This window comes from Lunatimonas lonarensis, from assembly GCF_000390185.1.
GTDB classification, from domain to species: Bacteria; Bacteroidota; Bacteroidia; order Cytophagales; family Cyclobacteriaceae; genus Lunatimonas; species Lunatimonas lonarensis.
Genome location: NZ_AQHR01000041.1, coordinates 165,740 through 188,058, shown reverse-complemented (window position 1 = coordinate 188,058; position 22,319 = coordinate 165,740). Strand labels below are relative to the sequence as shown.

The window sequence follows — 22,319 nt, the reverse complement described above, 5'->3', positions numbered from 1 at the left end:
AGGCTAGTGCATCTTCCCCTCCTTACTCAGCTCGTTCTTGATTGCCTGAATGATCTGGTCTTTTTTGATTTCGGTATCTCCGGCTGCGAGGGTTTTAAGTCCCACCTGTTGGATGATATTCACGATGTTGGCACCGCTTAGGGTAAACCTGCGGGCCAGTTCCTCTATCTCCAGTCCTTGTTCCCAAGGTATAGTCCGTGGCAGGTTGTTGTTCCACAGTGCATAGCGTTCCTTATAGCTTGGCATTTCAAAATCCACTACCGTCTGAAACCGCCGCAAAAAGGCTGTATCGATATTTGATTTGAAGTTGGAAGCCAGGATAACCAAGCCCGGATGGCTTTCTACTCGCTGCAAAAGATAGGAAACTTCTTGGTTGGCGTATTTGTCGTGGGCATCCCGAACAGATGTTCGTTTGCCGAATAAGGCATCTGCTTCATCGAAAAAAAGGATCCAATCTTTGTTTGCCGCTTTGTCAAATAGCTGGGAGAGTTGCTTTTCCGTCTCTCCTATATACTTGGAAACCACCAGCGATAGATCTATGCGAAACACATCCCTACCGGTATGTTTACCCAGTAGACCTGCCGTAAGCGTTTTACCCGTTCCGGGGGGACCAAAGAACATGACCCGATATCCGGGTTTCACAGCCCGACCCAAGCCCCATTCTGCCATCAATCGCTCGTGGTATTGAAGCCAATGTTCGATTTCACGGATTTGCTCCAAGGTCTTTTCAGGAAGTACCAGATCACGCCAGTTCAACTCGGTTTCGATAAGCTGAGCGGGGAAATGGCTATTGAAAGTTGGTCGCTGGATTCCTCCAAAAAGAATTCTTTCGGTGATTTCCCGATCAATTTTCAAGGGGCCGGCCAAAAAAGGCTCTTCTTCGGCAGCAGCACCGATCGAAAGGATCCCTTTCCTAAACAAAATAGAATGGGTAAACAAAGGGATGTATTTTGCTCTTAGGGTTGGGTCGGTTCCTGCCAAGACATATAAGAGGGTCTCTCCGGTGGGAATAATACCCCGGTGGCTTTTTCCCCGCATACCGCCAAATTCAGGAAGCTCCCCTCCTTTTGGGATGTATTGGCCAATTTTAGTTGAGAGGTATTGGGGGGCGATGTAGGGCAACAACGCAAGAAAAAGAATAAGCATATCCTGATTCTGTAGGTTATATTCTTCGATCAGCTGCGCGAGAGGTCCCTTTTTTTCCAAAACCACGTTGATGGTGGGCTTTTTCAATACCTCTGTCTTTCCAAATTCTTGGTCTAGCCGTGCGGTCAGGACAGCATCTATATAGGTCATTATTGCCTCCATGCTACCTCTGTTCGAGCTCTTCTATCTTTTTTTTGTAGGCCTTGGCTTTGGGGTATTCGGGTTTTACAGCCAATGCCCGGTTCAAATATCCAGAGGCTTCATCGAATCGCTCCAGGCTACATAACACCACTGCCAGGTCGGTCAGGATCTCATGGTCTTCTGGGAATAACCGGGAGAGTAACAGGTATTGTTTCAGTGCTTCCTCTACCCTGTTCATGGCCAATAAGTTTACCGCGTAAAAATTTCTGGATGCTTTATCGTCCGGATTTTCCGCCAATGCTCGCTTAAACGCCGAATCGGCCAAACCATGGTTATTCGATAGGTATTCGGCTCTCCCAATCTGAAACCAATGGGCCGTAGAAGGCTGGTTTTCCGCTAGAGGATACAGTATGCGCAGTGCATCCCCAAATCTTTCCAAGCGGATGAATACCAGAGCCATCTCAAAAAGGTAGATGGGTTGATTGGAAATACCTGTCAGCTGCTGGTAGCGGGCAGCGGCTTCGTCCAATCTGCCCTGATGCGTATAGAGCTTTGCAAGGGAGGATAATGCAGTCTCGTGGTTCGGCTGCATTGATATGGCTTCTAGGTAAAGGCTTTCGGTTTCGGTAAACATTCCCATCATGGCACGGGAGTTGGCTTCATTGACCAGATAAACCGGCTTCTTGTCCAATACATTGGCCTGTTGAAAATAGGTGCAGGCTTCCAAGTAGTTTTTTTGCTGGTGTGCAAGCAGTCCCAGATTGTTCCAAACCGTGGGATTCTTATCATCCAATTGCAGTGCCTTTTGGTAGCAGGCATGGGCTTTTTCCCAATCCTGCTCGAAAAAATGCGTTACTCCTTGGTTGTTCCAGTTTATTGCTTCTTCTGTCATTTACCCAAATAAGTCATTTTTAATCGATCGAGCAAGGCCCACAGCGGTATCTACCACCTGAATATCGGGATAAATAACCTGAATGTCATCCAACGACATGTCAAATGGTTCCCCTTCCTCGTAGTGAACGGGAAAAACGATACCAAACTGAATGTCCGGCCCCCAATTAAAGGAGGCAAGATTATGCCGCCAGGTTTCGGAAATGGAAAACCAACCAATACCCAAGGAGGCTCGGGCAAACGCATTAATATCAAAGGTAAACTTGGGATTAACCATGACACTGCCACGGGCATCTAAGGTAAGCCCCGATTGCGGCGTCCAATTTACATCTACTCCGGCGGCGGCCTCTCCTTCCAGCCCTAAGGTACCCGCTATCTCAATTCCGCCTGATAAACTGGCGATGGCGACGCTGATCCCAAGACCCAAATCGCCGCGAAGTGTCAAGCCGGCATCCGCTGGTATAACAAAGCTTCCACTGCCTCTTACGCTGGTTTCTTCCTCATGATCTGGATTATAGGTGATCTCAGCCGATAAATTTCGAAGTTGGCCGGGGCCAAAACCCGCTTTGAAGTCCAGTCCGCCACTTATCTGGGCCACCAGGCCTAAACTACGGGGGCCCAGCGGAATCGCAAAGAGAGGTATCTCTATTGTAGGTGCCCGAAACAGGTTTTTGGTATATTCCTTTCTTGGAAAAACGTCATACGTATCGGTTGCCAGTCGTGCGGTAACCTCCATTTCTCCGTTGGGAAGAAATTTCACGCCGGCAGTAGCGGCAAGCCAAGGGGTAAGCTGAAGGGTGAGCGTACCGCCGCCAAATACCCGCATGGTATCATCTGGATCCCCCGAGGGCTGACCGTCTTCCCCGATGGTTCGATTGGTAGCACCGACTTCCAAGGATCCGCTAAGCATACCCCGGGAATAGGCAGCGTTGCCCATAATGGTCAGTGCTCCATTTTCGTAGGTCACGGATAGGGTCGAGTTGACGCCGGGAATATCGGGTTGGGCCGTGCCGGAGACAAACACGCTGTACCCTTCGTCATCATTGCTTTTGGATACCCTGGCTTCGACGGTGCCGCCACGAATGCCGGGGACGTCACCACTGATAGCAAAATTACCGCCAATAGAAAACCCGTCGGCTCCGTAGGCAACACTCATGGATCCTTTTTCAATTCCGGGCAGGTCGAGTTCCGCGTCGCCCTCTGCACTGAACGTATTTTCAGTGTAGGTAGCGGTGATCGTAGCATTCTTCACCCCCCTCACCTTTCCCGCCGGTATGCCAATGGTACCACCGATTGTCCATACGTTGTCTTTATACTCCACATTTATTTCAGCAGGATCAAAAAGTTGGGAGTCAAAGTTGAATTTTCCGGCAAGTTCAAAACCACCGGAGGTAGAGGCAGAGGCACCTATATAGCCCTCCCCTACATTTTCTATCCCGAAATCAATCTGCCCCTCAATCCCCAACCCCTCAGTACCTGCAAAAACCGTCAAAGACGAGTTCTTTACCTGAAATGGCGATGGAACTTTAAATTCTCCTGTGTTAAACGTTTTGGAAATCCTTACGCTGTTTCCATCGATCAAAATGTCTATTTCAACATCTTCAATCACTGGCAAAGAAGCTTTTATAACACCAACGGCATAAATCCCTTTTTCTGGAATAAAATCAACCTGTGAGAATTCGATCGGACTGAGGTGTTCTGCTATAAGTTTATTCGCTTCGTTTCTTAGACTGCTGCCAGAAACCACTCCTCCGTATTCCACTATTGGAGAGGTAACCAAATCTATCGTTAAGTCTTTATCTTTTACAAATTTATTTCCTTGAAAGGCCCTGCCCGTAATGCTTCCTCCCTGCCCATGGGTATAATTGATAGCGGTTAACTGAAAATTTGAACCAATAGTTGCGCCACCACCTACATCCGACATATCTGTTTTTTGGGTCATGTCGGTTTCCCAGGGCACTTTCCGAGAGACACCTCCCAGACTGTTAAAAAACAGGACGATTTCATTAGGGCTTCCCCTTAAGGCAATCAATTCATCGCTGGTCAACGCTTCCAATCCTTCAACTCCCGTTCCCGCCAGCGCTTCTGATACATCGATTGTTTTTGGCGTAAACCCAGTTGGATCAGAAGATACGTTCTCAACCATGACTGTAAAATCATCGCCTCTCACGTCTTTTACAGCACTTGGAACTGTGACATCAAAAACGTTGGATTGTTTAGCTCCATCCAAAACCTTTTTGATTTGATTGTCCTTGTTTGTTTTTATCAATCGGCCGGAGTCAACGTTTGATTTTTCATCCAACAACCAATAGTTTGGGATATCATCCTCTCCACCTAACTGAATTTCTGTTTTATGATCAACGTGAAAACCTTGAAAAGCACCTGCAGAGTCCCAAAATGGTCTCAATATCCTGTTTTTTAGCTCACTTTTTGTTCCGATCAGATTGTACGGCACCGACTTTAGCTTGAGGTAGTACCTTGGTTCTGTGGTTGTACCGGTCTCAGCGGGAATTTGCGCTGATAGGATTTCATCAAGCTTTTCGGTTATACCCGTTTCGTTTTGCCTGATATGGGTATCCCACTTGTTTCTTTGGTCGGTATTTCTCTCGCTCTTAGGTGGCAATCTAAATGGGACTGATTTATGATATCCCGCATTCTTTTTAAAATCCGGTAACGGCAAATCTTTTATTTTTAGGAGCTTACTTGTCCCTCTTAAATCCAACTCCCCATCCTCCGAGACATAATGATTGGTTATCGTATTGTTCGGTGTATCCGCATCATCTTTTTGTACCAACCTCCTAACCGATGCCCCCTGCTGCAAGGTATGGGTCAGTTCGTGGGCCAGTAGGCGCTGCCCGTCCTTTGACCCGGGATTGTAGTTTCCTTCGTTAAAATATATGTCATTACCGTGGGTAAACGCCTCGGCTCCCAACTCACGGCTCATTTGGACCGCACGGCTATCGGTATGGATCGTTACACCGCCAAAATCAGCCCCAAAGCTTTGCTCCATCTGATGCTTTTCGCTGCTTCCCAAAGGGCTCCCACTTCCCTTGGTCGACTGTATGCCTTGTTCAACCGAAGGGCTTACCGGCCCACCGGATGACGCGCTGGCCTGAACAGGCTCCTCCTCCTCTTCTTGCTGAACCTGTTCTTCTGCCTCCATAAAGCCCTCCCCCTTCGTCTGAATTGCCGCTTCCTCCTCAGATGAATCACGTTGTACCGTGGGCTCTACGGGAGTTTCCTGCGGTTCCTCCACGTCCCTTTGAACGGGAACTTCCTCTTCCTTGCCAAGGGATTCAGCACCATCTGCCTTTGATTGAATGGACTCTTCTCCTTCATCCACCTCCCGCATGAGGGAAGTGCTGCCAAAGAAAGCACTATCGACCGGTTTTCGGGCAACAACCTGTTCTGCCGCTGCGTCTGCCTCCTGCTCGAAGGCATCATCAGGCTCATTGACCTCCATTTTGGCTTGTGGAAGAAAAAAATCCGGTGCACTACTACTCTTTCGAAAGTAATGTGAGCCTTTTGGTTTGGGTTGAGGACTGGACTTTTCCATGATTACGATCGATAAATCACCATTCAATAAATATCAACTTCTTCTGCCACGGCAATTTGACCACCCCTAACGAATAGGGCAGCCCCTCCAGCAGGATGTCCTGCGTTTTTCTCTCGACAATTAGACGGTAGTGGCCAGGTTCCTCCACTAACTTCCCTGAACGTTGTAAAAACTCAGCGCGAAGGGTGTCCTTACCGGTATTTTTCAACCTTTTCCAGTTTTTCAGCAATGATTCGAGCAACTTATCGGCCTTTTCACGCTGACTTTCCCTTAACACGACATTTCGGGTATAGGGATAGCCCTGCCTCCATCCTGTCAAAAACTTTTCAAAACCCAGTTCAAACTCATAGGGCTGATGATTCCCTGTGGCCACATAATTAAGCAGATGAACGGCTAAATGGGAGTCCACAAATTCCTGTTTCTCGTTGATTACACCGACATCGGAGAAAAAAGCCGGAAGAAATGGGTGAAGGAGGATAAGCCCGGCGTTTGAAAGCGGTAGCTGAGCCTGTATCCCTGTATCCTTATCAGATTCATTTTGGAGACTACTTTTTGTTCCCGAAACCTGATTTGGAAAATTGATAGACTCGTCAGATCGCCTATTAAACCCCTGTCCGGACACCTGTCCAAGGGAATCTAGCCACTTGGCGGTTTGGTCAAGTTCCGGTTTAAATGGTCGGATTTGAGGTAGTAGGTTCCAAAACCGTAGCCAGTTTTCTACCGAAATTGTAGGGATACCCAGTACCGGAACGATGCTTTTTAGTTCGGTGAGGCAATCGGACCAACTTCTACCTATCCCCTCCCTTCCGGCCCGTATCCATAGGAAAAAGAGAATCACCCGATTGATCCGTTGTAGGCTTGACTTAAAGCGACCGTTCAATCTGGCAAACTCAGGTAGATCCACGAAATCTCCCAATAAATGATACATCAGCAGGGTTACATCCTTTTGGCTATGTTGAAGGAAAAGCCTGCCAATCGACTCGGGTTGGCTCATTACGTTCGCTGTCAGATCCTTAAATTCGGGCAGTTGAATCCACTTTTCGCTGTTAGATGGAGGCATGAAATCAACGGCGGTCATATGCGCTGCAAACCAAGGTTTGGTACCGTGTCGAACAAAATGGAGCCACGCAAAAAGGGATTTTTTCTCGTCGGAAATTAATCTATATTCAGCTGGTTTACAATTATATAAATGGTTTGAATTTAAGTTATTTTTAGTACTAGGGCTGTCCCACCTATCAAGATACTCGATTGAGCTGGCTGTATCCGGGCTGTTTAAAAGCCGGTCTGTTTTACTTTTCAGAACCCCATGCAGCTGGGTTTCCAGCTGATCAATCCAGTCGAGTTCGGTGCTCTGGACGGAAAAGTCGAGTAGCGACGAAGGTGAGTTTACCTGAACCGTTAGCGAAAGTTCATCCAGTTGAAGGCTTTGATTTGGAGGTAATGACCACTTCTCCCTAAGTAGATCCTCCAATCGGGGGAAGACCTGTCTCTCTAAAAATTCATGGATGTTTTGTTCAACCGACCGACCTGCGTCCATCGTATGCGTGATGACTTCCACATTTACTTTTTGGATCAATATTTCATCACGATTTGCCTTCATAAAATTTGTTTTCTTCTATCTTTTTGCTACATTTATACCGCGGCGAGAGTCGATTTTACTGGCAGAGTTAAGCAGAGAGGGAAAAGGTCGGTACGTTCACAATCTGGGTTTTTGGCATACACGTAGAGCAGAGCATCAGGCGGTAAGTTCTTGACTTCAGGTGATAATGTGGCAGTAACAGACGGAAGTACAAGGAAGCATGCCCATGAGGGGTCATTCACTATCCGGAAATCAGGTGAATGGCCCCTTTTCATCTTCTCAGTGGGTTAGCAATCGCCGTCGCAGTGCCAGTTGATCCTGTGATCTGAATACGGGCGATTGTATCGATCAACAATACCCTTCTTCCTACTCTAGGACCATCGATATACATATCTACGGTCTCGGTGAGTGTACTTGCCAAGTTTTCAAAAAATTCCCGGTCTGCTTCCCTTCCAAGCACCAAAAACAGCGAGGCTTTGGTGGCTTGGGTTTTGTGGTGCAGGGTCTCTCTTATCCTCAAAAACCGGACAATTGGATCATTGGTATTTCTACTGCTTCCATACCGGGTGATCATCTCTGTGCTTACCCAGCTGCCATCCAGCCAATCACCGGTCAAAAAAAGCTGAAACGGCCTTCCCGTTGCATTCAGCCGATTAAACACGCCCGTAACAAGGGTTCGTACCGATGCAGGTAATTGATTTTGTCTGCTGATCAATCTCGGCGTTACCAGGGCATTGCCCGACCTCCCGAGCTGATCAATGAGTCTATACCACTCTGCCCATTTTCCCTGATATTTTCCAAAATCATCATCCTTGTTTTCCGGGGCAAATTCGGACTGCAACTGCCTGTAGGTACTTTCACGATACCTGCGACGCTCTTCGTTTCGGATCGCATTTATCCTAAACTGCCTGTCCGATCTAAACATGCCCTCCTCGGTGTAGGTAAACGCCGGTGCATTCAAGGAAAGCGTGGTATCCGCAAAGGTGATCCTAAACTGATCATCAAAAGCACGGACGATGGAAAACCGCTTCAATTGCTCATTAAAATCAAAAACAAGTCCTGCCGGAAACCGCCTGTTTAGGGCATCCGTGATTGCGTGCATCCTCCTGACCAAAATTTCCTCCAGTGGAACCAGCAGCTCGGTGATGCCGGCAATCTGTGATACACCATTGATGCTATATTCCCTTACTATCAGCCGATAGAACCGGGGCATGACACCTACTCTCCTTGGAGTACCCCGGAGGCTTCTTGCCAGGTTGTTGAGGTAACTAAGCGTACTGATCCAAGGGTACCGTGATTCAGCGACTTTTATGTGGCTGATCGCATTAACAGCTTGCTGTTCGACCACCCGGTAGCTCAATGCCAAATCGCCGATCACCTCGTTGCCCCTGCTCAAAAGTATCAGCGTACCCGACTTGGGAACGCCTGCCCGGTGCCTACAAGATCCATGGGACCGGAGGAACCTGGCAAATTCCCCGAATTGATCATAATCAAATCGATAGATCGTAAAATCCAGACCAAACTGCAGTTGGATATTGGTTATTGCCTGAAAGACATTTTCTGCATTTCCCCGTAAATGCCCGCCAAGAAAATAGAAGTCAGCATGCTCGTTTTCAATCAAAAGGGGATTCTCCCCTAGGTTATAGGAGTACCGTATGGCATCTACCCCCGGAGTTGTCGACCAATTCTCCCTAAGCCCTATAGTTGACTGGTAATAAAAGGGAATGCTGGGAACCAAGCCGGATGCTGGATGTTCCCCGGAGGGAACCAACCGTACTTCATTTGCATGGGTCAGGCTGAATGTGTCCAACATGAAACAGATCTTTCTCAGGTAACTGTTGATCCGGTGCTTCTTTTCCCGAAAATCCGAAATAGCTGGAGAAGGATAAAACCCATGTCGGAAATTGGTGCCTGCCAAGTCTCCCAAAAAAAGATGCTTTGGAAATGCCCGTATGGAAGGGTTCTCCAACCCCGCAAAGGAGGCCAATTCGCTAATTAACCGACGATAAACCTCCAATAAATCAGAAAGCAAACGGTATCGATACTGATTATATTGAAAGGGGGCATTTGCCGGAAACGAAAAGTGTTGGGAAAGCCTAGCTGCGAGTTGTTGGGACAACCGTTGGATATCCGAGTCACCCTCCCAAAGAAATTGGGTATTGTTTAATATCGTTGAAACAGCGTCAGTAAACTCAGCGATGCTGTTTCCCTGGATGATGGCGTCTCGGTACAATCTGTCCAACTGAACTGGTGACTGGGCGTTGGCCGCTGTTATCACCACATTCAATGGATACAGTGGCGTCAGGGCAGATACCGCAAGCCGCAACTGCTCGAAACGCCGGTAAATAGGGTCCGCATTCAACAGGTCATCAGCGACATCCCGATCAATAAGCAAAAAATGGTGTGCTGCTATCTGTTCGACTCCCTGGGTATCACAGTTGATATCTCCACATAGGTCTGCATCCCTGGAATAGCTTTCCAAATACAACATAAGCACCATGTCACCGCCATTAACCAACTGCTGGAGAGGCAGGGCTCCCTCTTCGGTAGGTCTACAGAGTTGCAGAAGAGGAACCGTTTGGATGCCGTTTTGGTGGAAAAGTGGATACCTCGCTTTGTCATCTTCAAAAGGGCGGTAATGGGAAAAGGAAAGCTGATCTATTTCTATTGATTTTTCTTTACGGTTGGCGTCGGGAATATCTGTCCGCAACGTAATCAGGTCGCCATCAGTGGTAATGCCATAGCCTTGGCTTATTTCTATAAACCGCTGAACTCCCTCCTGTCGCATCGAAACCGCTAGACCATTCACGATGCCAACGCCGATCAGTCCAATGCGCGTTAGCCTGTCCTGATCCTCAAAAAAGGCAATGCTTTCATTCAACTGGGTGTGCGTCAACACCTGATCTGCCTGGTATTGACGGTAATGGGTGAGTATAGAGGACAACTTGCTAGCCATGGCCATCGTCTGTTAAAGGGTTCCTAAATTTGTTCTGCCTAATATGATTTTTTCTTCCCAGCCGCTTTCGTCCTCTACCGAGCAATCAAAAAGGCTGCCCTCCGGATACACGGACCTAAGGTTGGAAAGCACGTCAATAAATGCTGCATTAGCAGCTTTGCTGCCCCTACCCAAATGCTCAAGAAAAGTCCGAAAGGAGTTCTCAAAGATAATCAAGGGGTTTTGGTCATCCGGTAGCTCGGGATTTGAAGCACCGATCCAGCAAACTTTCGCCAGGATGTGGCTGGGTAGCTCCTCCCGGATAAGGTTTTCGAGGTAGTCTCTAAAAACCAAATCCGCCAATCGGAAGCTGCTTCCCGGTAGCACCACGGAAACCCGAAATGAATAAGGGTCTAAGACACCATCCGGCTGACAATCTTCCGCACAGAACGGCAAGAAAGGAGAATCTGCCTCAGCGTCAAACGATGGCCTCAAGAGGATGTGCTCCACCAAAAACACTCCCTCATCCAAGGAGTTCTCGGAGATGAACGCCATAAACCGTAGGATTGCATTCTTTATGTTCTGTTTCGAATAATACCGGTACTGACTGGCAATTATTCTTCGGGAATCCCGGGGTCGTTGGATCGCCGGATTAATGATGCTAAAGGAATACCTTCCGGATGGCGACTTCGTGATCCGGAAACAACCCACGTCCTCTGTTTCGTATCCCGCCTCTTCGGTCTGTAGGAAATGGTTTTCGATTTGGTCTGTTGTCATCTGGAGCACTAGCTGCATGACCAGGTAGATTTCCTCATAGGCTTGGGAGGTGCTTCGGTAATTTTCGGTGGCCGATAGGATGATGCTCCTATTTCTTTCAAGCATCCTCCAACGGTATACCTGCTCGTTTCTCGAACTTGTAAAACGGTAAAGCTGTACAAAGGAACTGGAGAGATGCCTTCTGAGATAACTTCCAAACCCCGCCAACAAGGAAATCCTTTTCTCAAATCCGGAAACATTTGGACTGTCCCAAAGCTGTTCCGGCCGCTTCCTGTGGTAATCAAAGGCATTGCCCGTTTCATAGCTGATGGCACCGTATTCCCGTAAGAAATAGCTTTGTGACGCCAATACCTGAGTCTCCGCAGCGTCTCCATACCGTTTTTTCATCACGAATGCATATTCGCTAAAACGCTCTGAAAACCTGGCCAGTAGGTGGTCCAACAGCATCTTCCTTCGAGCCGCAGGCTGATCCATAACACCCATAAGCAGCTCCGTAAGGTCGGTATTGTCATACCAGTCGCCCAAGTATTCCCGGTTATCCTCCATATCCAATACAGCTTGGGTAAAATACGTCTTATCCCTAGCACCATCTATGGACAATAGATCCCGTACCTGTGACAAATGGCTAAAGTAGGATGCCATGATTTGGTCAAAAAATTGGAGATAGCCTTTCAACTGTTTTGCCTGTGATTTTCGAAGGGGCGATGCGGTCTCAGGAAGCCCGATTTTGCCTATGCCATAATTTTCCGGAAAGTCATTCCTCACACTGTAATAGCTATTTACGGCTGAGGGAATCGAAACCGGCAGCGAAAAACTATCTGTCGGGTTCCCAAACCTGCGGGCCAAAAAGGCCTGTTCTATCTGTGTCCTATAGGAGTTTACCTTATCCGCATCCACATTTAAGGGGAGTAATCCCTTGGAAAAATTGAACTTGCTCCTGTCACATAGGTAGGGCTTACAGCCGGATCTCACGGGAACAACCCATCTGCCCTCGTCGTTTGCCAGGTCGCAGTCCCCCAGCTGAATATCCTTTACGAGCTTTACGCCGGGAACATCCATGATCCTCCGGATGATATCGGAAAGCCTTACCTCCGTCCGAAGTCTTGCCTCTACTACCTCTACAGGATCCAAAAATCCATAACGTAACAAAGGGCCTTCAAATAGCTGATCTACGCTGTAGCCCTTTTCCAGCATCTCCGCCAGCGTGTATGAATTTACAGGAGGCGAAAAATAGCGTGCTATTACCGTTTCTATCTGCGCATGGATAAGCTCTTCATCAGCGGTGGGCTGGATTTCTATGAGGGCACACACCCTGATAGGATGTCTCCCTACTTCCACCACTTCCACCAGATCCTCGCAAATGTTCCGGTTTTGATGGTACCGCTGAGCTACTTCTCTGGTAACCTGAGCAAGCGGAACGCTGCCGTCCAAGTCCAGCATGATCCTGTAAAGACCTTTCAGTTCAAAAGATTTTTGGTCTTTGGGCTCCAACCCCTCCCAAATTGCGGCGTCATAGGACATTCGGCTATTCTTACAGTCCACAAATACCTGTTTTTGAAACGGGTTGATCCAAGCGTTACGTACACCACGGCAATCGATAAAGAGCTTTCGGTAGTCCAGTTCGGTAATCGCTTTTGCGGGAAGGATATTTTCAGCAAGGTGGAACTGCTGCTCCCAGCCTTGCTTCTGTTCTCCTGCCAGTAGCTGCTCCATCGGCAATGATAACCTATACTCCAAATCCGTTATCGCATAGCAGAGGGTTTCCAAAATGGTTATACCCGGATCGTGTGTATTGTAATCCGTCCATAATTTGGAGGACAGGGATTCGATATAGGCAATACCCCTCTCCCTCAAAAAATTGAAGTCTGTTCCGTCGTTTCGCCGGACATTTTTAGGTAAGGTTATTGGGTCTTTCTTGCTTTCCATGTCTTTTGGATCTTTAGGTAAGCAACGTTATGGAATGGGATTTACTGGAAACCAAGATATGCCTTGGACTGGTGGCCATAACGGCCTTGCGTACGGAAATGTTGTTTTTCAATAAAACCAGATCACTGATATATGCCACATAGGGAATACTCTCCAGAAAATGTATAAAAGGACTCTCGTGGAGAGATACCCCAAACTCAATCGAATTTCGTCTTTCTATAGCCCATGGAGAAAGGTAACCGATAATCGCCTGCTCCAATAGGTTACGATGGTGGGCAGGATCAAACCCCTTTCTAAACTTCACCCCCAGTCTTACGTGGATTTCTTCATAATTGGGGCTTTCCACGTGGAGGGTTAGGGACGGGGATATTTTGTCTACCAAATAAGCATGTATCTCATTCAACCGCCCGGTGCTAAAGCGAGGCTTAAACCGATCGTACACATTCTTATCTACGGTATCCGGAATAACAAGAAGCGTGACATGCCCCGGAGAAAAAAAACCACCCGGACTCACATGATTCAAGCATTTTACTTTATAGACATCCGGAAAGGCTTCCAACACCAAATGCTCGTAATCCCACAGACTGACTGCCCGGTTCTTGTGACGTAACCGTTCGCTTATCCGGGTGTAAAAGGACCGGTCACTTTCCTCAGGTCTCCCAGAAAAGGAATTAAAGGGCTGGAGGACTGATTTCACTCCCGCAACTCGTTCTACCATTTTTGAAATGGTCTTTGCCGGTAGCCCTTGATTCAGATGATCCAACCCGTTTTCATCGTTTTCAAAGGCAACCTCAAACGCCTGGGGCAATACGTCCATCAACTGGCAGGTGGAATCAAAGGGACTGGTAGAAACGGCACGAATCCAAACACCAGGTCCACCCATGCGAGTGTTTTCTTCAAATGCCGCATCCGGAATTTGCAAACGAAGGATTCCTGACCTGAGGAGGTTGTCGGTTCCATCTGCAATGATCTGCTGATTACCGAGTCTAACCCAATGATTTTTGATCAGAACCTCCCAGCGAATCCCATTTTGAGTAGTAAATCGGGAGTTTAGGGGATTTTCGCTACCATCCAGTACTTGGAATAACAGCGATATCAGCTGTCCTGGTACCAAATCCAGGATCTGTATCATCAATTCCCCACTCACCTGACGGGGAAAGGAGGTAACGAACACTTGTTGGGAAGTAGTTGGGAGATGTTGTTTTCGCGAAATATTTTCTTCGTAATAGCCGAAATCATCAGAAAGAAACAGCTTGAGCCGGTTCGGTTGGTTTAGCTGATAGGTTTCAGAAGTCTCGTAGCTCAGCGAAATCTGTTCGGCAAGAGGCGTGTAGGGTTCGTTGGGTATGAGCGTTTCGGGATGCTCGCTTGCCATAGCCATCGCATAAAACCTCGGAAACAGTTCGTGCAAGAAGGATTGGTTCAACGACAGCCGAATCCCCTGATTGATCTCCAATTTACTGGTGGATCCAAGCGTTAGCTTGGTTTTATAGGTTTCCCCTTCCTTTGAAAACAACACGCGTCTGCCGGGTTCCACCTTATTCCAGTTTACATTGTCCCGTGTATACAGGTCGTAGGTGAAATAGCTGTCGTCCTCCACGATCAAATTTGACGGGGCGACATTCACTTGAACCTTCGATTCCTGCAAGGCTTTGTTAAGCGCAAGGGGCGTCAACAGAACATTCTTGATATTGCCGATGGAAGTATGCTTGGCAACGAAATGCTGCGCAACATAGGAAACCTTACTGAAGTTTTGGCTGGTGAGATTTCGGTAGCCAAAGTATTGCTCTCTGAAGTTCTTCGGCGTATTTGCCCAGCTGATATCCACAGAAACCCTGGTGACGTTTTTTCCCTCCCAGGTGGGTTCGTGGATGTAAAAGCCACTTCCTTGTTTCGGATAGGAAGAAAAGGGCATAAACGGCTTAGTGGCCTGCAATACCCCCATGTCACTCTCAATTTTGGGTAAACGAATTCCCTGTACGATGGATCGAACTGTAATAGATTGGCAGGGGTTTTCGGCTAGTCGAAGCAGGAAATCAACAATCCGCGGATTAGACGCCTTAAATCCCAGTCGAACTAATGGTATACCGACTATTTCTACCTCCTCGTGTATTTTTGGATCAGCTTTGGCAATTCCAGGAAGAATTTCCTCCATGGTAAAGGCAAGCTGAAGTGTTCTGCCTTGACATCGACTGGCAAACCCTGCCGCTAGTTGGACAGGATTTACCTGCACCCATTCCTTCTCACAGGTCCAATCGGCTGAAATAGAATGGGTGAGTTCAGCAGGTGTCAAAACCGGTGAAAGGGGATTTCTAAAAGTGAACTCAATGGAAAAATGGCGCATCGTACCCGTTGGGCTAAGGAAGTTGGCATCTGCCAAGGTAATGCCAAACCTTGCCACATCCAGTCCTGGGTTCCCAAAGGGCCACCATCGCGGAAATCCGTCCGAAAATGGCTTTCCCTTTCCGTCTAAGGAATTCGCATTCTGACCTTGGAAGACTTTTTTTAGCGTATGGTCAATATATCTGTTCCTTAAAGTGCCTATCTTGGCTTGGTTTGCCGTAAATCCCTGTAGAGTCCGATAAACCCGCCTTTTACCAAGTGTATCCTTTCCACCATCAAACAGCGTTCCCTCAGGTAGGTGTACCTGAGGGATTTTTGCCAACTCCAATGTCAAGAAGGCGTGATCTGACGAAAACGATTTCTTTTTTAAATGGAGAATTCTTTTGTAATAAAAATCCAAATGACGCTTGGTCAACTGATTCATGGAGTCGGTTGGCCACCGCATAAGTTTCAAAAAAGCACAAAACAAACCCATGTGCGGTGACAGCTCTCCTGTAGTTTCAAATATCCGGATTTTGGTGGCAAGTTCATCGACTAAAACCCGGTAAGCTTCGGTTCGGCGATCCGGCAGTGTATCGGAAGGCAGCAACGACCCAAAAAACCTGCCCCAGTCCCCAATCACCTGATCGGGAAATTGCGTACTGAAGAAAGGGATATAGCTGGAAAAATTTCTCGCAAACAACAACCAATCTTCAGGAGTAAGATCCATCAGCCTCACATGAGACGGATCCAGCTCGGGTAGCCACCTATTTGCCTGCGTGGTGCCGGGTCTCCAAAATGGTTTTATTTTATCGAGTTGTTCACTACTCATGATCAAGTCATCTTGCGTTGGCCTCTATTTTGTAAAAGGGATACACCAGGTTTTTTCGGGAGTTTGTTGACCGAATGATATAATCCAACTCTATCAGAACGACCCCCGGTTGACCGGGAGCTTCTTGCATTTTAATTTTTTCCACAGCGATTCTTGGCTCGTGGTAAAGAATGGCCGTTTCTATCAGGTCGGATACATAGGTGACGGTAGTCCGGTTGAGGGGATTAAACTGAAGTTCATCCAATTGGCACCCATAGCTGGGCTGCATCACGCGCTCGCCCAGCTTGGTTGATAACAGGATCTCCAAACTGCTTTCGATATCCGCTTCTCCACTTAGTAGTTCGACCTCTCCCGTTCGGTGGTCAAACGTGGGAGGAAAACTCCATCCCCTTCCCAAAAACGCATATTCACTGTTCATACCGCAATATTTATCCGATTAAAACGGTGGGATCACCTCCTAAAATACTCCCTCCATGGGCCGTGCTATCTCCCATTCTGGCCGCGGGCATCCCGCCTATCAATACCGTAGCCGATCCTGCCACTATGCTATCCGGGGGTCCGGTACAGGTAGCGAGATCACCTACTCGTGCCGCAGGCATACCACCTATGAAAACGGTGGGTTCACCAGGAGGTAACACAGGACCTCCCACATGGGGCACTGTTCCTGTAACCATAGGGCACACGTGCATATCTGTAATTCTTGCTGCGGGACTTCCCATAAGCTCGGTTTTTTCAGTTTATTTGAACCAAAGATCCTTTTAGTACTGCAGTGCCGGAAGTGCTTACTTCAGCTCCGGCACCGCCTTCCATAGTGGCCTGCTGTTGCGCCTTTACCGTTACGTTGTTTCCCTCCAGGACGATATCTCCCGCAGATTTTACGCTTATGTCCTTTTCACTTTCCACCGAAATACCCGATTCCGACAAGACCACTTTGTTTCCGTGTTCATCCTCCATCGTTGCGATTCCTTCGTCTTCATTGACGTGGATCCGCTTGCCTCCAGGGGTTTCAAGCAGGATGGATTTCTTATCGTCGTCAAAGATAAGCCTGAGCCCATCCCTGCTTACATAGCCTTTTTCATGGTTATCGTCAGATGCAGGAACCGGCGTTGGGTTCGCACTGCTATGCACCATGCCAAGTACGATCCCCTGGTTTGGATCCTCGTTTATAAATCCCACGATAACTTCATCTCCTATTTCCGGTCGAAAAAAGGCCCCCCTGTCTTTGCCTGCATCCAGGCAAGTCAGCCGGCACCAAATCCCTTGTTCTTCTTCGTTGACGATAGGTATCCGGACCAATATCCTATCCTCTCCCTCTGGGTCATCCCCAAGCTGGGTAACCAGGCCTGTCTGCAAGCCCTTCACTGATGCATACAATCCAGCTGCCGGGGCAGAGTGGATTGCGTAGGTATCGGTAAACCATTCCGGATTTATCCCAAACTGAATATCAAGGATCCAACTACCCTCTGCATACCGATGGGAAACACCGGAGACGAAGACCTTGCCGCTAAATCGGTCTCCTACCCCCTCCAAGGCGATCATACTTCCGGGATTGACATGGGAAACCCCTTGAATCCGGACCCGTCCACGGATCTTGGCAAGCTGCTGGAACAACCATTTGGCATCCGCCCATTCCTGAAGCTGTGCTTCGCTTAACTTTCCTCCATGCCTAAGTTCCAATGTGCCGATTCCCATGGCATCGGCAATATCGGCAGCAGAGAGATTACCATTCAAGGCCAGGTTAGGGTCGGATCCCTCCTGTATGGTCACTTTCTGGTCTGCCAAGCTCCAGCCAATCGCATTAATTCCACTAAATTGGTTTCTACCATCCAGATCTGCATCAAACTCGAGTATGTTGTTACCAAATGAAGCGGTACCGAGGCTCTCCTGGGTTAAGTCAGGACCACTGATGGTTATTTTCCCTCCATCTACTGCGCATAGCATCCCATTTGCCTGTGCTCTAGCTACCATAAAATCCCAATCTGTGCAGTCAAATTGAACAAGTTCTGCATGGGCGTATCCCGTATCAGAAACTTCGGAAGCCAATCGGTTGCGTGTGATCAATGATTCGATCACCTCGCTGTCCTTACTGTCATAGTAATAGCCGCTTCTTTTTCTAAGCGTCATTTTGGTAGCCTTATCCCGGCATTCGACAAGTAGCTGACTTCCACCCTCTCGAATCCGAATACGTTGACTGGTAATTATACCCTTGAAGACGGTTTCTGTAGATGCGTGGTACCCCAAGGCTATTTCTATTTCCTGCCCGGGCAAAAAGATTGACTCATTGCTCAGGCTGAAATCGGCAGAGGCTGGATCCCCATCCAACACGGTAATCTTAGCATAGGGAATTCGGTTTAGCTCCTTTTGGATGGCTATGGAAGCGACCTGAACCGCAGCTGGCAACTCGGCACCTCCTACTTTGATCGTATGGGATACCAAGTCCATGCTTTGCTCCGCTGCCAGTGATCTTCCATTGCTCATGGTAACTTATTTTTGAATCGGAGGAAAATAGATCTCTTGGCCTGGCCTTAGGTTCCTGAAGTCCATCAGCTTATTTGCCTTTGCTACTTCAAGGTAATAGGAGGCATCGCCATAGATCCGAAAGGCCATAAGTGGAAGGGTATCACCTGCGCGGACTATTCGGAAATGGGTTAAATCGGGGGATTGGTTGTTTTCCCTGGCAACTCTCAGATCATCCTCGACAAATCCCTTGAACTTGGCTTTTGCGACTGCCCTTAAGGGGGTACCATCGGGACGAAAGAGCTTAAATTCCACATTCATCTCCGTCAGTGAGCCTTTAAATAGAAGGCTACCCCAAGAGATCATCACATAATTAGGCTTATGCTGATCGCCATTGTAATCCAGAACCACTTTCTTGAAGTGCTCCAGATCATCTATGATGCCATCATCGGTTTTTGGTCGCTCCGGGATGATGCCGGTACGGTCAAACACAAAGTCCAACTGAAGTTCCTCCGGAAGCTTCTTATTGAAGCGTGGCGATGCAGAACTTGTTCCCGTCGCCTGCTGCTTATCCTGTTCGATTTTATACGTATAGGCATACTTTTCCGGGTTTAACAGAGTGGTAAACTCACCATCTCCCACCTTATTGTTAAACTTTGGGTCGCTGTAAGCTACCAATTTCAGTTTTTCCAATTTCCCTTCTCCCATACGACTAGCGCTCCTTCAGACGTTTCATTACTTCCATGACATCTTCCATTACCTCCGCTTTGATTTTTTGGACTTCCTCTGCCTGCTGACTTGGTTGCCCGGCTGTTTGCCCTCCTCCCTGATCTGCTACATGAATTCGAATGGTCAGTTCCTTTATCTCTATCGGCATTAGCTCAATGTTTTATAATATTGATAGGCAAGCTCAATCGATTCCACGACCAGTTTACTTTCCTGCGCGTTAAATTCATCCACAGACCACTTTATCGGAAAGGCGTGGACTACATTCCAGGTCATCAAGGGCTCATGCTCTTCGTTCAGCAGCTTGATGGTCAAATCACGTAGCTCAAATTCAAAGTTCTCCAAGCTATCCCTGCACCAATCAAGCAGCTTCGAGTCCACTACCAAACCGCGCTTCAAAACGAGATTCGTATACTTGGATTTCAGCGGAAGCCTGTGTTTAAAGCGGTTCTCACCCCCTTCTGCCAGTTCCTCTGTATCCATGGAAACCGATAGGCCGGATACCGCTTGGAATTGGGAATCGGAAGTTCCCCCTTCCAGCCCGGTAAACTCCACGCTGAAATGAAAACCAACAGGAGGATAATCCCCAGCCATGATCAGTCGTTTTGTATGCTCAATCCTTCATGCACCAATTCCATCGACTCGATGGCCACCTCGTTGCCATCTGCTTTCAGGTCGGTTGACTGTACTTTGGTAGGCCATGCGTTTTTCACTTTCCAGCTGACTACAGGCTCGTGCTCTTCGTTCAGCAGCTTTATGGTGATGTCACGCCGCTCGATTTTGTTGAGCGACACGGAATTCCACCATTGATAGAACTCATTATCACTTTTAAAGGTACCTCGCTTTAAGGTGATATTGCTATATTTTTGAAGGCCGGGCATTTTGACCTTGCTGTATTCCGGACTTGCTCCGTGACGGTATTCGATCACCTCGGTTTCAACATCCAATCCAGAAACTTCCGTAAAACCGATTTTTGTACCTCCCCAATCCACGGAGAAATGAAACTTTGACAAAGGGTAACTCATGATTGAAATAGTTTAAGGTGAAACGCTTTAAGACTCCTGCATTTTATGTGAAAACTTCAATATGATGAACTCCGCGGGTCTGACCACCGCCATGCCGATCTCTACATTCATCCGGCCCTCTAGAATATCCAGTGCTGTCATGGTCTGTCCAAGACCGACTCGCACATAGAAAGCATGATCCGGCTTGGCCCCAGCCAACGCACCGGCTCTCCATTGCAACACTAAAAAGTTTTCGATCATGGCCCGCACTTTTACCCAAGTATTGGCGTCATTCGGCTCAAAGACAAACTGTTCTGTCGCCTTTTTGACAGATTCCTCCACCATGTTGAAAAAGCGTCTCACCGGTACGTACCTCCACTCGTTGTCATTTCCGGCCAAAGTTCTGGCACCCCAAATCAAAGTTCCCTTTCCGGTGAAACTCCTGATCGCATTGATTGATTTTCCAGAGGTAGTATCCACGTTTAGCCTGTCCTGCATTTCATTGGTAACCTTTACGGTAGGCTTCACCACAAAATTCAACGAGACGTTCGCAGGTGCCTGCCACACACCGCGGGTGCTGTCCACCCTCGCATATATTCCGGCCACCAACGAGGAAGGAGGAAGCACAACTTTGAGCTTGTTGATTCCGGATTTGATCTTGTTGTACGTGGCACTGTCCACTTCCTCGATTTCGCTCATTGCCATACCATCCAAGATGCCGTCTGATTCCATGTCCATTCCTTCTATTTCGAGAAGCGCATCGATCAACGTGGGGTCAACCAAGTCCATGATTCCCTGCAAGAGTGCGGGGATATTTGCCATGCTGATCGCAGAGGCAGCGTCGGCGGAGGCAGTCTTGACATCTGCACCGTCGCCGGCTCCCGAAATGGCGGTCTGAAAGTCTGTCAACGTTTGTATCAACGTGCCGAGGTCTGAAGCAGCCTCCAATTCCGCTGCAACGGCTGCCGCTGCATCAGAAGCCGCATCGGCAAGGTCTGTATTGGACACGGCCATCGCGGCCACGTTATTGCCCTGATCCACGATCTCCTGCATAAGCTCACTGAATTCTGAAAGTCCGGTCAATAGATCTCCCAGTGGTCCAAGCGCCGCATTTCGGTTGGTAAGTGCGTCGGCGTCGGTATCGGCCTGTAAGGAGGTATTTGCATCGGAAAAAGCAGTCACCAACCCCGGAATACTGGAAATGATCCCGTCGCCCTCGGAGATAATATCATCAACCTCATCAAGGATGTCCGTGACCGGAGATGAATCTACAACGACGTGGTTGATGGTGATTTCCTCTGGATCATATGCATAATTGAGTATGGTTTCCAAATAGGGATAATAAACAGCTCCATATTTTCTGAACTCGATATCCGAGGTGATCAAATCCCTAACGCCTTCGGGCGCGCCGATTTCCGTGGCGAGATGATCAGTATAGGTATCGATGATCGTAAACCGATCCCGTAGCTTTCTGCATTGGGAAAGTGCACTGTTGTAAACCGCGTAAAAATCAGCAGAATCCGGAAGAGAGGTGGCGTCAGGAAATAGAAGAAGCGTGGGTTCATCCTCCTTCTCGATGGCATCCAATCCCGATAACAATGCCGCACGGGAAACGGGATCTACGTCGGGCGCATCCTCATAGACGCCCACAGACACAATGTAGCATGGACCGCCTCCATTCGCAAAATAGGCCTGCATCGCATAAAACATCAAAAAGGGAGATTTATCCTCCGAGGGCGGGGCTTCTACCAATACACTGCGCTCTCCATTCTCCTCTCTAACCCGTACCTGAATGGCAATTTCTGCTTCTGGGCCTCCAAACATTGTTTCGTATTCCAGCATGGATACAATTCTTGTCGGAACGTTGATCAGGGTATGGGATGTGTCCTCCTCCTGAGCCTTTGCTTTTTCGGTGTAACCGATAAAAGCAGGAATCGCTGTCTCTACTTGTGCAACAGAAGGAGGAAACTTGGATATCTCCTCGATGTACACGCCTGGGGTTCTGTAGTTAGTTGCCATGATGCATC

Annotated in this window: 15 protein-coding genes; all 15 read right to left on the bottom strand. The window is 48.0% G+C overall.

The genetic code is table 11. The annotated features are described in order from the left end of the window. Positions 1-3: 3 nt before the first annotated feature. Positions 4-1,308: an ATP-binding protein gene (locus ADIS_RS06415; RefSeq protein ID WP_010853570.1), complete on the bottom strand. Its 1,305-nt coding sequence runs from the start codon at positions 1,306-1,308 to the stop codon at positions 4-6. A 1-nt stretch (position 1,309) separates the two neighbouring features. Next, positions 1,310-2,179 (bottom strand): tetratricopeptide repeat protein, encoded by an 870-nt coding sequence (locus ADIS_RS06410; protein WP_010853569.1) that lies wholly within the window; start codon positions 2,177-2,179, stop codon positions 1,310-1,312. Further along, the gene (locus tag ADIS_RS06405; RefSeq protein ID WP_010853568.1) at positions 2,180-5,734 is read right to left on the bottom strand and encodes an eCIS core domain-containing protein; all 3,555 of its coding nucleotides are present in this window, start codon (positions 5,732-5,734) and stop codon (positions 2,180-2,182) included. 16 nt (positions 5,735-5,750) lie between these two features. After that, entirely contained in the window at positions 5,751-7,334 is a 1,584-nt protein-coding gene (locus ADIS_RS06400) for a contractile injection system tape measure protein (RefSeq protein ID WP_010853567.1), read from the bottom strand. Positions 7,335-7,584: 250 nt separating this feature from the next. Next, positions 7,585-10,269 carry a hypothetical protein gene (locus ADIS_RS06395; RefSeq protein WP_010853566.1) on the bottom strand — a complete coding sequence of 895 codons (2,685 nt, stop codon included), beginning with the start codon at positions 10,267-10,269 and terminating at the stop codon, positions 7,585-7,587. 12 nt (positions 10,270-10,281) lie between these two features. Further along, positions 10,282-12,951, bottom strand: a complete 2,670-nt coding sequence (locus ADIS_RS06390; RefSeq protein ID WP_010853565.1) for a hypothetical protein — start codon at positions 12,949-12,951, stop codon at positions 10,282-10,284. A gap of 13 nt (positions 12,952-12,964) precedes the next feature. After that, positions 12,965-16,105, bottom strand: coding sequence for a baseplate J/gp47 family protein (locus tag ADIS_RS06385; RefSeq protein WP_035804892.1), 3,141 nt, complete (start codon positions 16,103-16,105; stop codon positions 12,965-12,967). A 7-nt stretch (positions 16,106-16,112) separates the two neighbouring features. Further along, positions 16,113-16,523: a GPW/gp25 family protein gene (locus ADIS_RS06380; RefSeq protein ID WP_010853563.1), complete on the bottom strand. Its 411-nt coding sequence runs from the start codon at positions 16,521-16,523 to the stop codon at positions 16,113-16,115. Between the two features lie 10 nt (positions 16,524-16,533). After that, positions 16,534-16,824 (bottom strand): PAAR domain-containing protein, encoded by a 291-nt coding sequence (locus ADIS_RS06375; RefSeq protein WP_010853562.1) that lies wholly within the window; start codon positions 16,822-16,824, stop codon positions 16,534-16,536. 13 nt (positions 16,825-16,837) lie between these two features. Then, positions 16,838-18,583, bottom strand: a complete 1,746-nt coding sequence (gene vgrG / locus ADIS_RS06370) for a type VI secretion system tip protein VgrG (RefSeq protein WP_010853561.1) — start codon at positions 18,581-18,583, stop codon at positions 16,838-16,840. 6 nt (positions 18,584-18,589) lie between these two features. Continuing rightward, a complete protein-coding gene (locus tag ADIS_RS06365; protein WP_010853560.1) occupies positions 18,590-19,270 on the bottom strand; it encodes a CIS tube protein in 681 nt (226 codons plus the stop codon). A gap of 4 nt (positions 19,271-19,274) precedes the next feature. Next, positions 19,275-19,439 carry a DUF5908 family protein gene (locus ADIS_RS22915; RefSeq protein WP_010853559.1) on the bottom strand — a complete coding sequence of 55 codons (165 nt, stop codon included), beginning with the start codon at positions 19,437-19,439 and terminating at the stop codon, positions 19,275-19,277. After that, the gene (locus ADIS_RS06360; protein WP_010853558.1) at positions 19,439-19,882 is read right to left on the bottom strand and encodes a phage tail protein; all 444 of its coding nucleotides are present in this window, start codon (positions 19,880-19,882) and stop codon (positions 19,439-19,441) included. The genes ADIS_RS22915 and ADIS_RS06360 overlap by 1 nt, the downstream gene beginning before the upstream one ends. Positions 19,883-19,884: 2 nt before the next feature. Continuing rightward, positions 19,885-20,313, bottom strand: coding sequence for a phage tail protein (locus tag ADIS_RS06355; RefSeq protein ID WP_010853557.1), 429 nt, complete (start codon positions 20,311-20,313; stop codon positions 19,885-19,887). A gap of 27 nt (positions 20,314-20,340) precedes the next feature. Next, positions 20,341-22,311, bottom strand: coding sequence for a phage tail sheath C-terminal domain-containing protein (locus ADIS_RS06350; protein ID WP_035804890.1), 1,971 nt, complete (start codon positions 22,309-22,311; stop codon positions 20,341-20,343). Between the last annotated feature and the right edge of the window lie 8 nt (positions 22,312-22,319).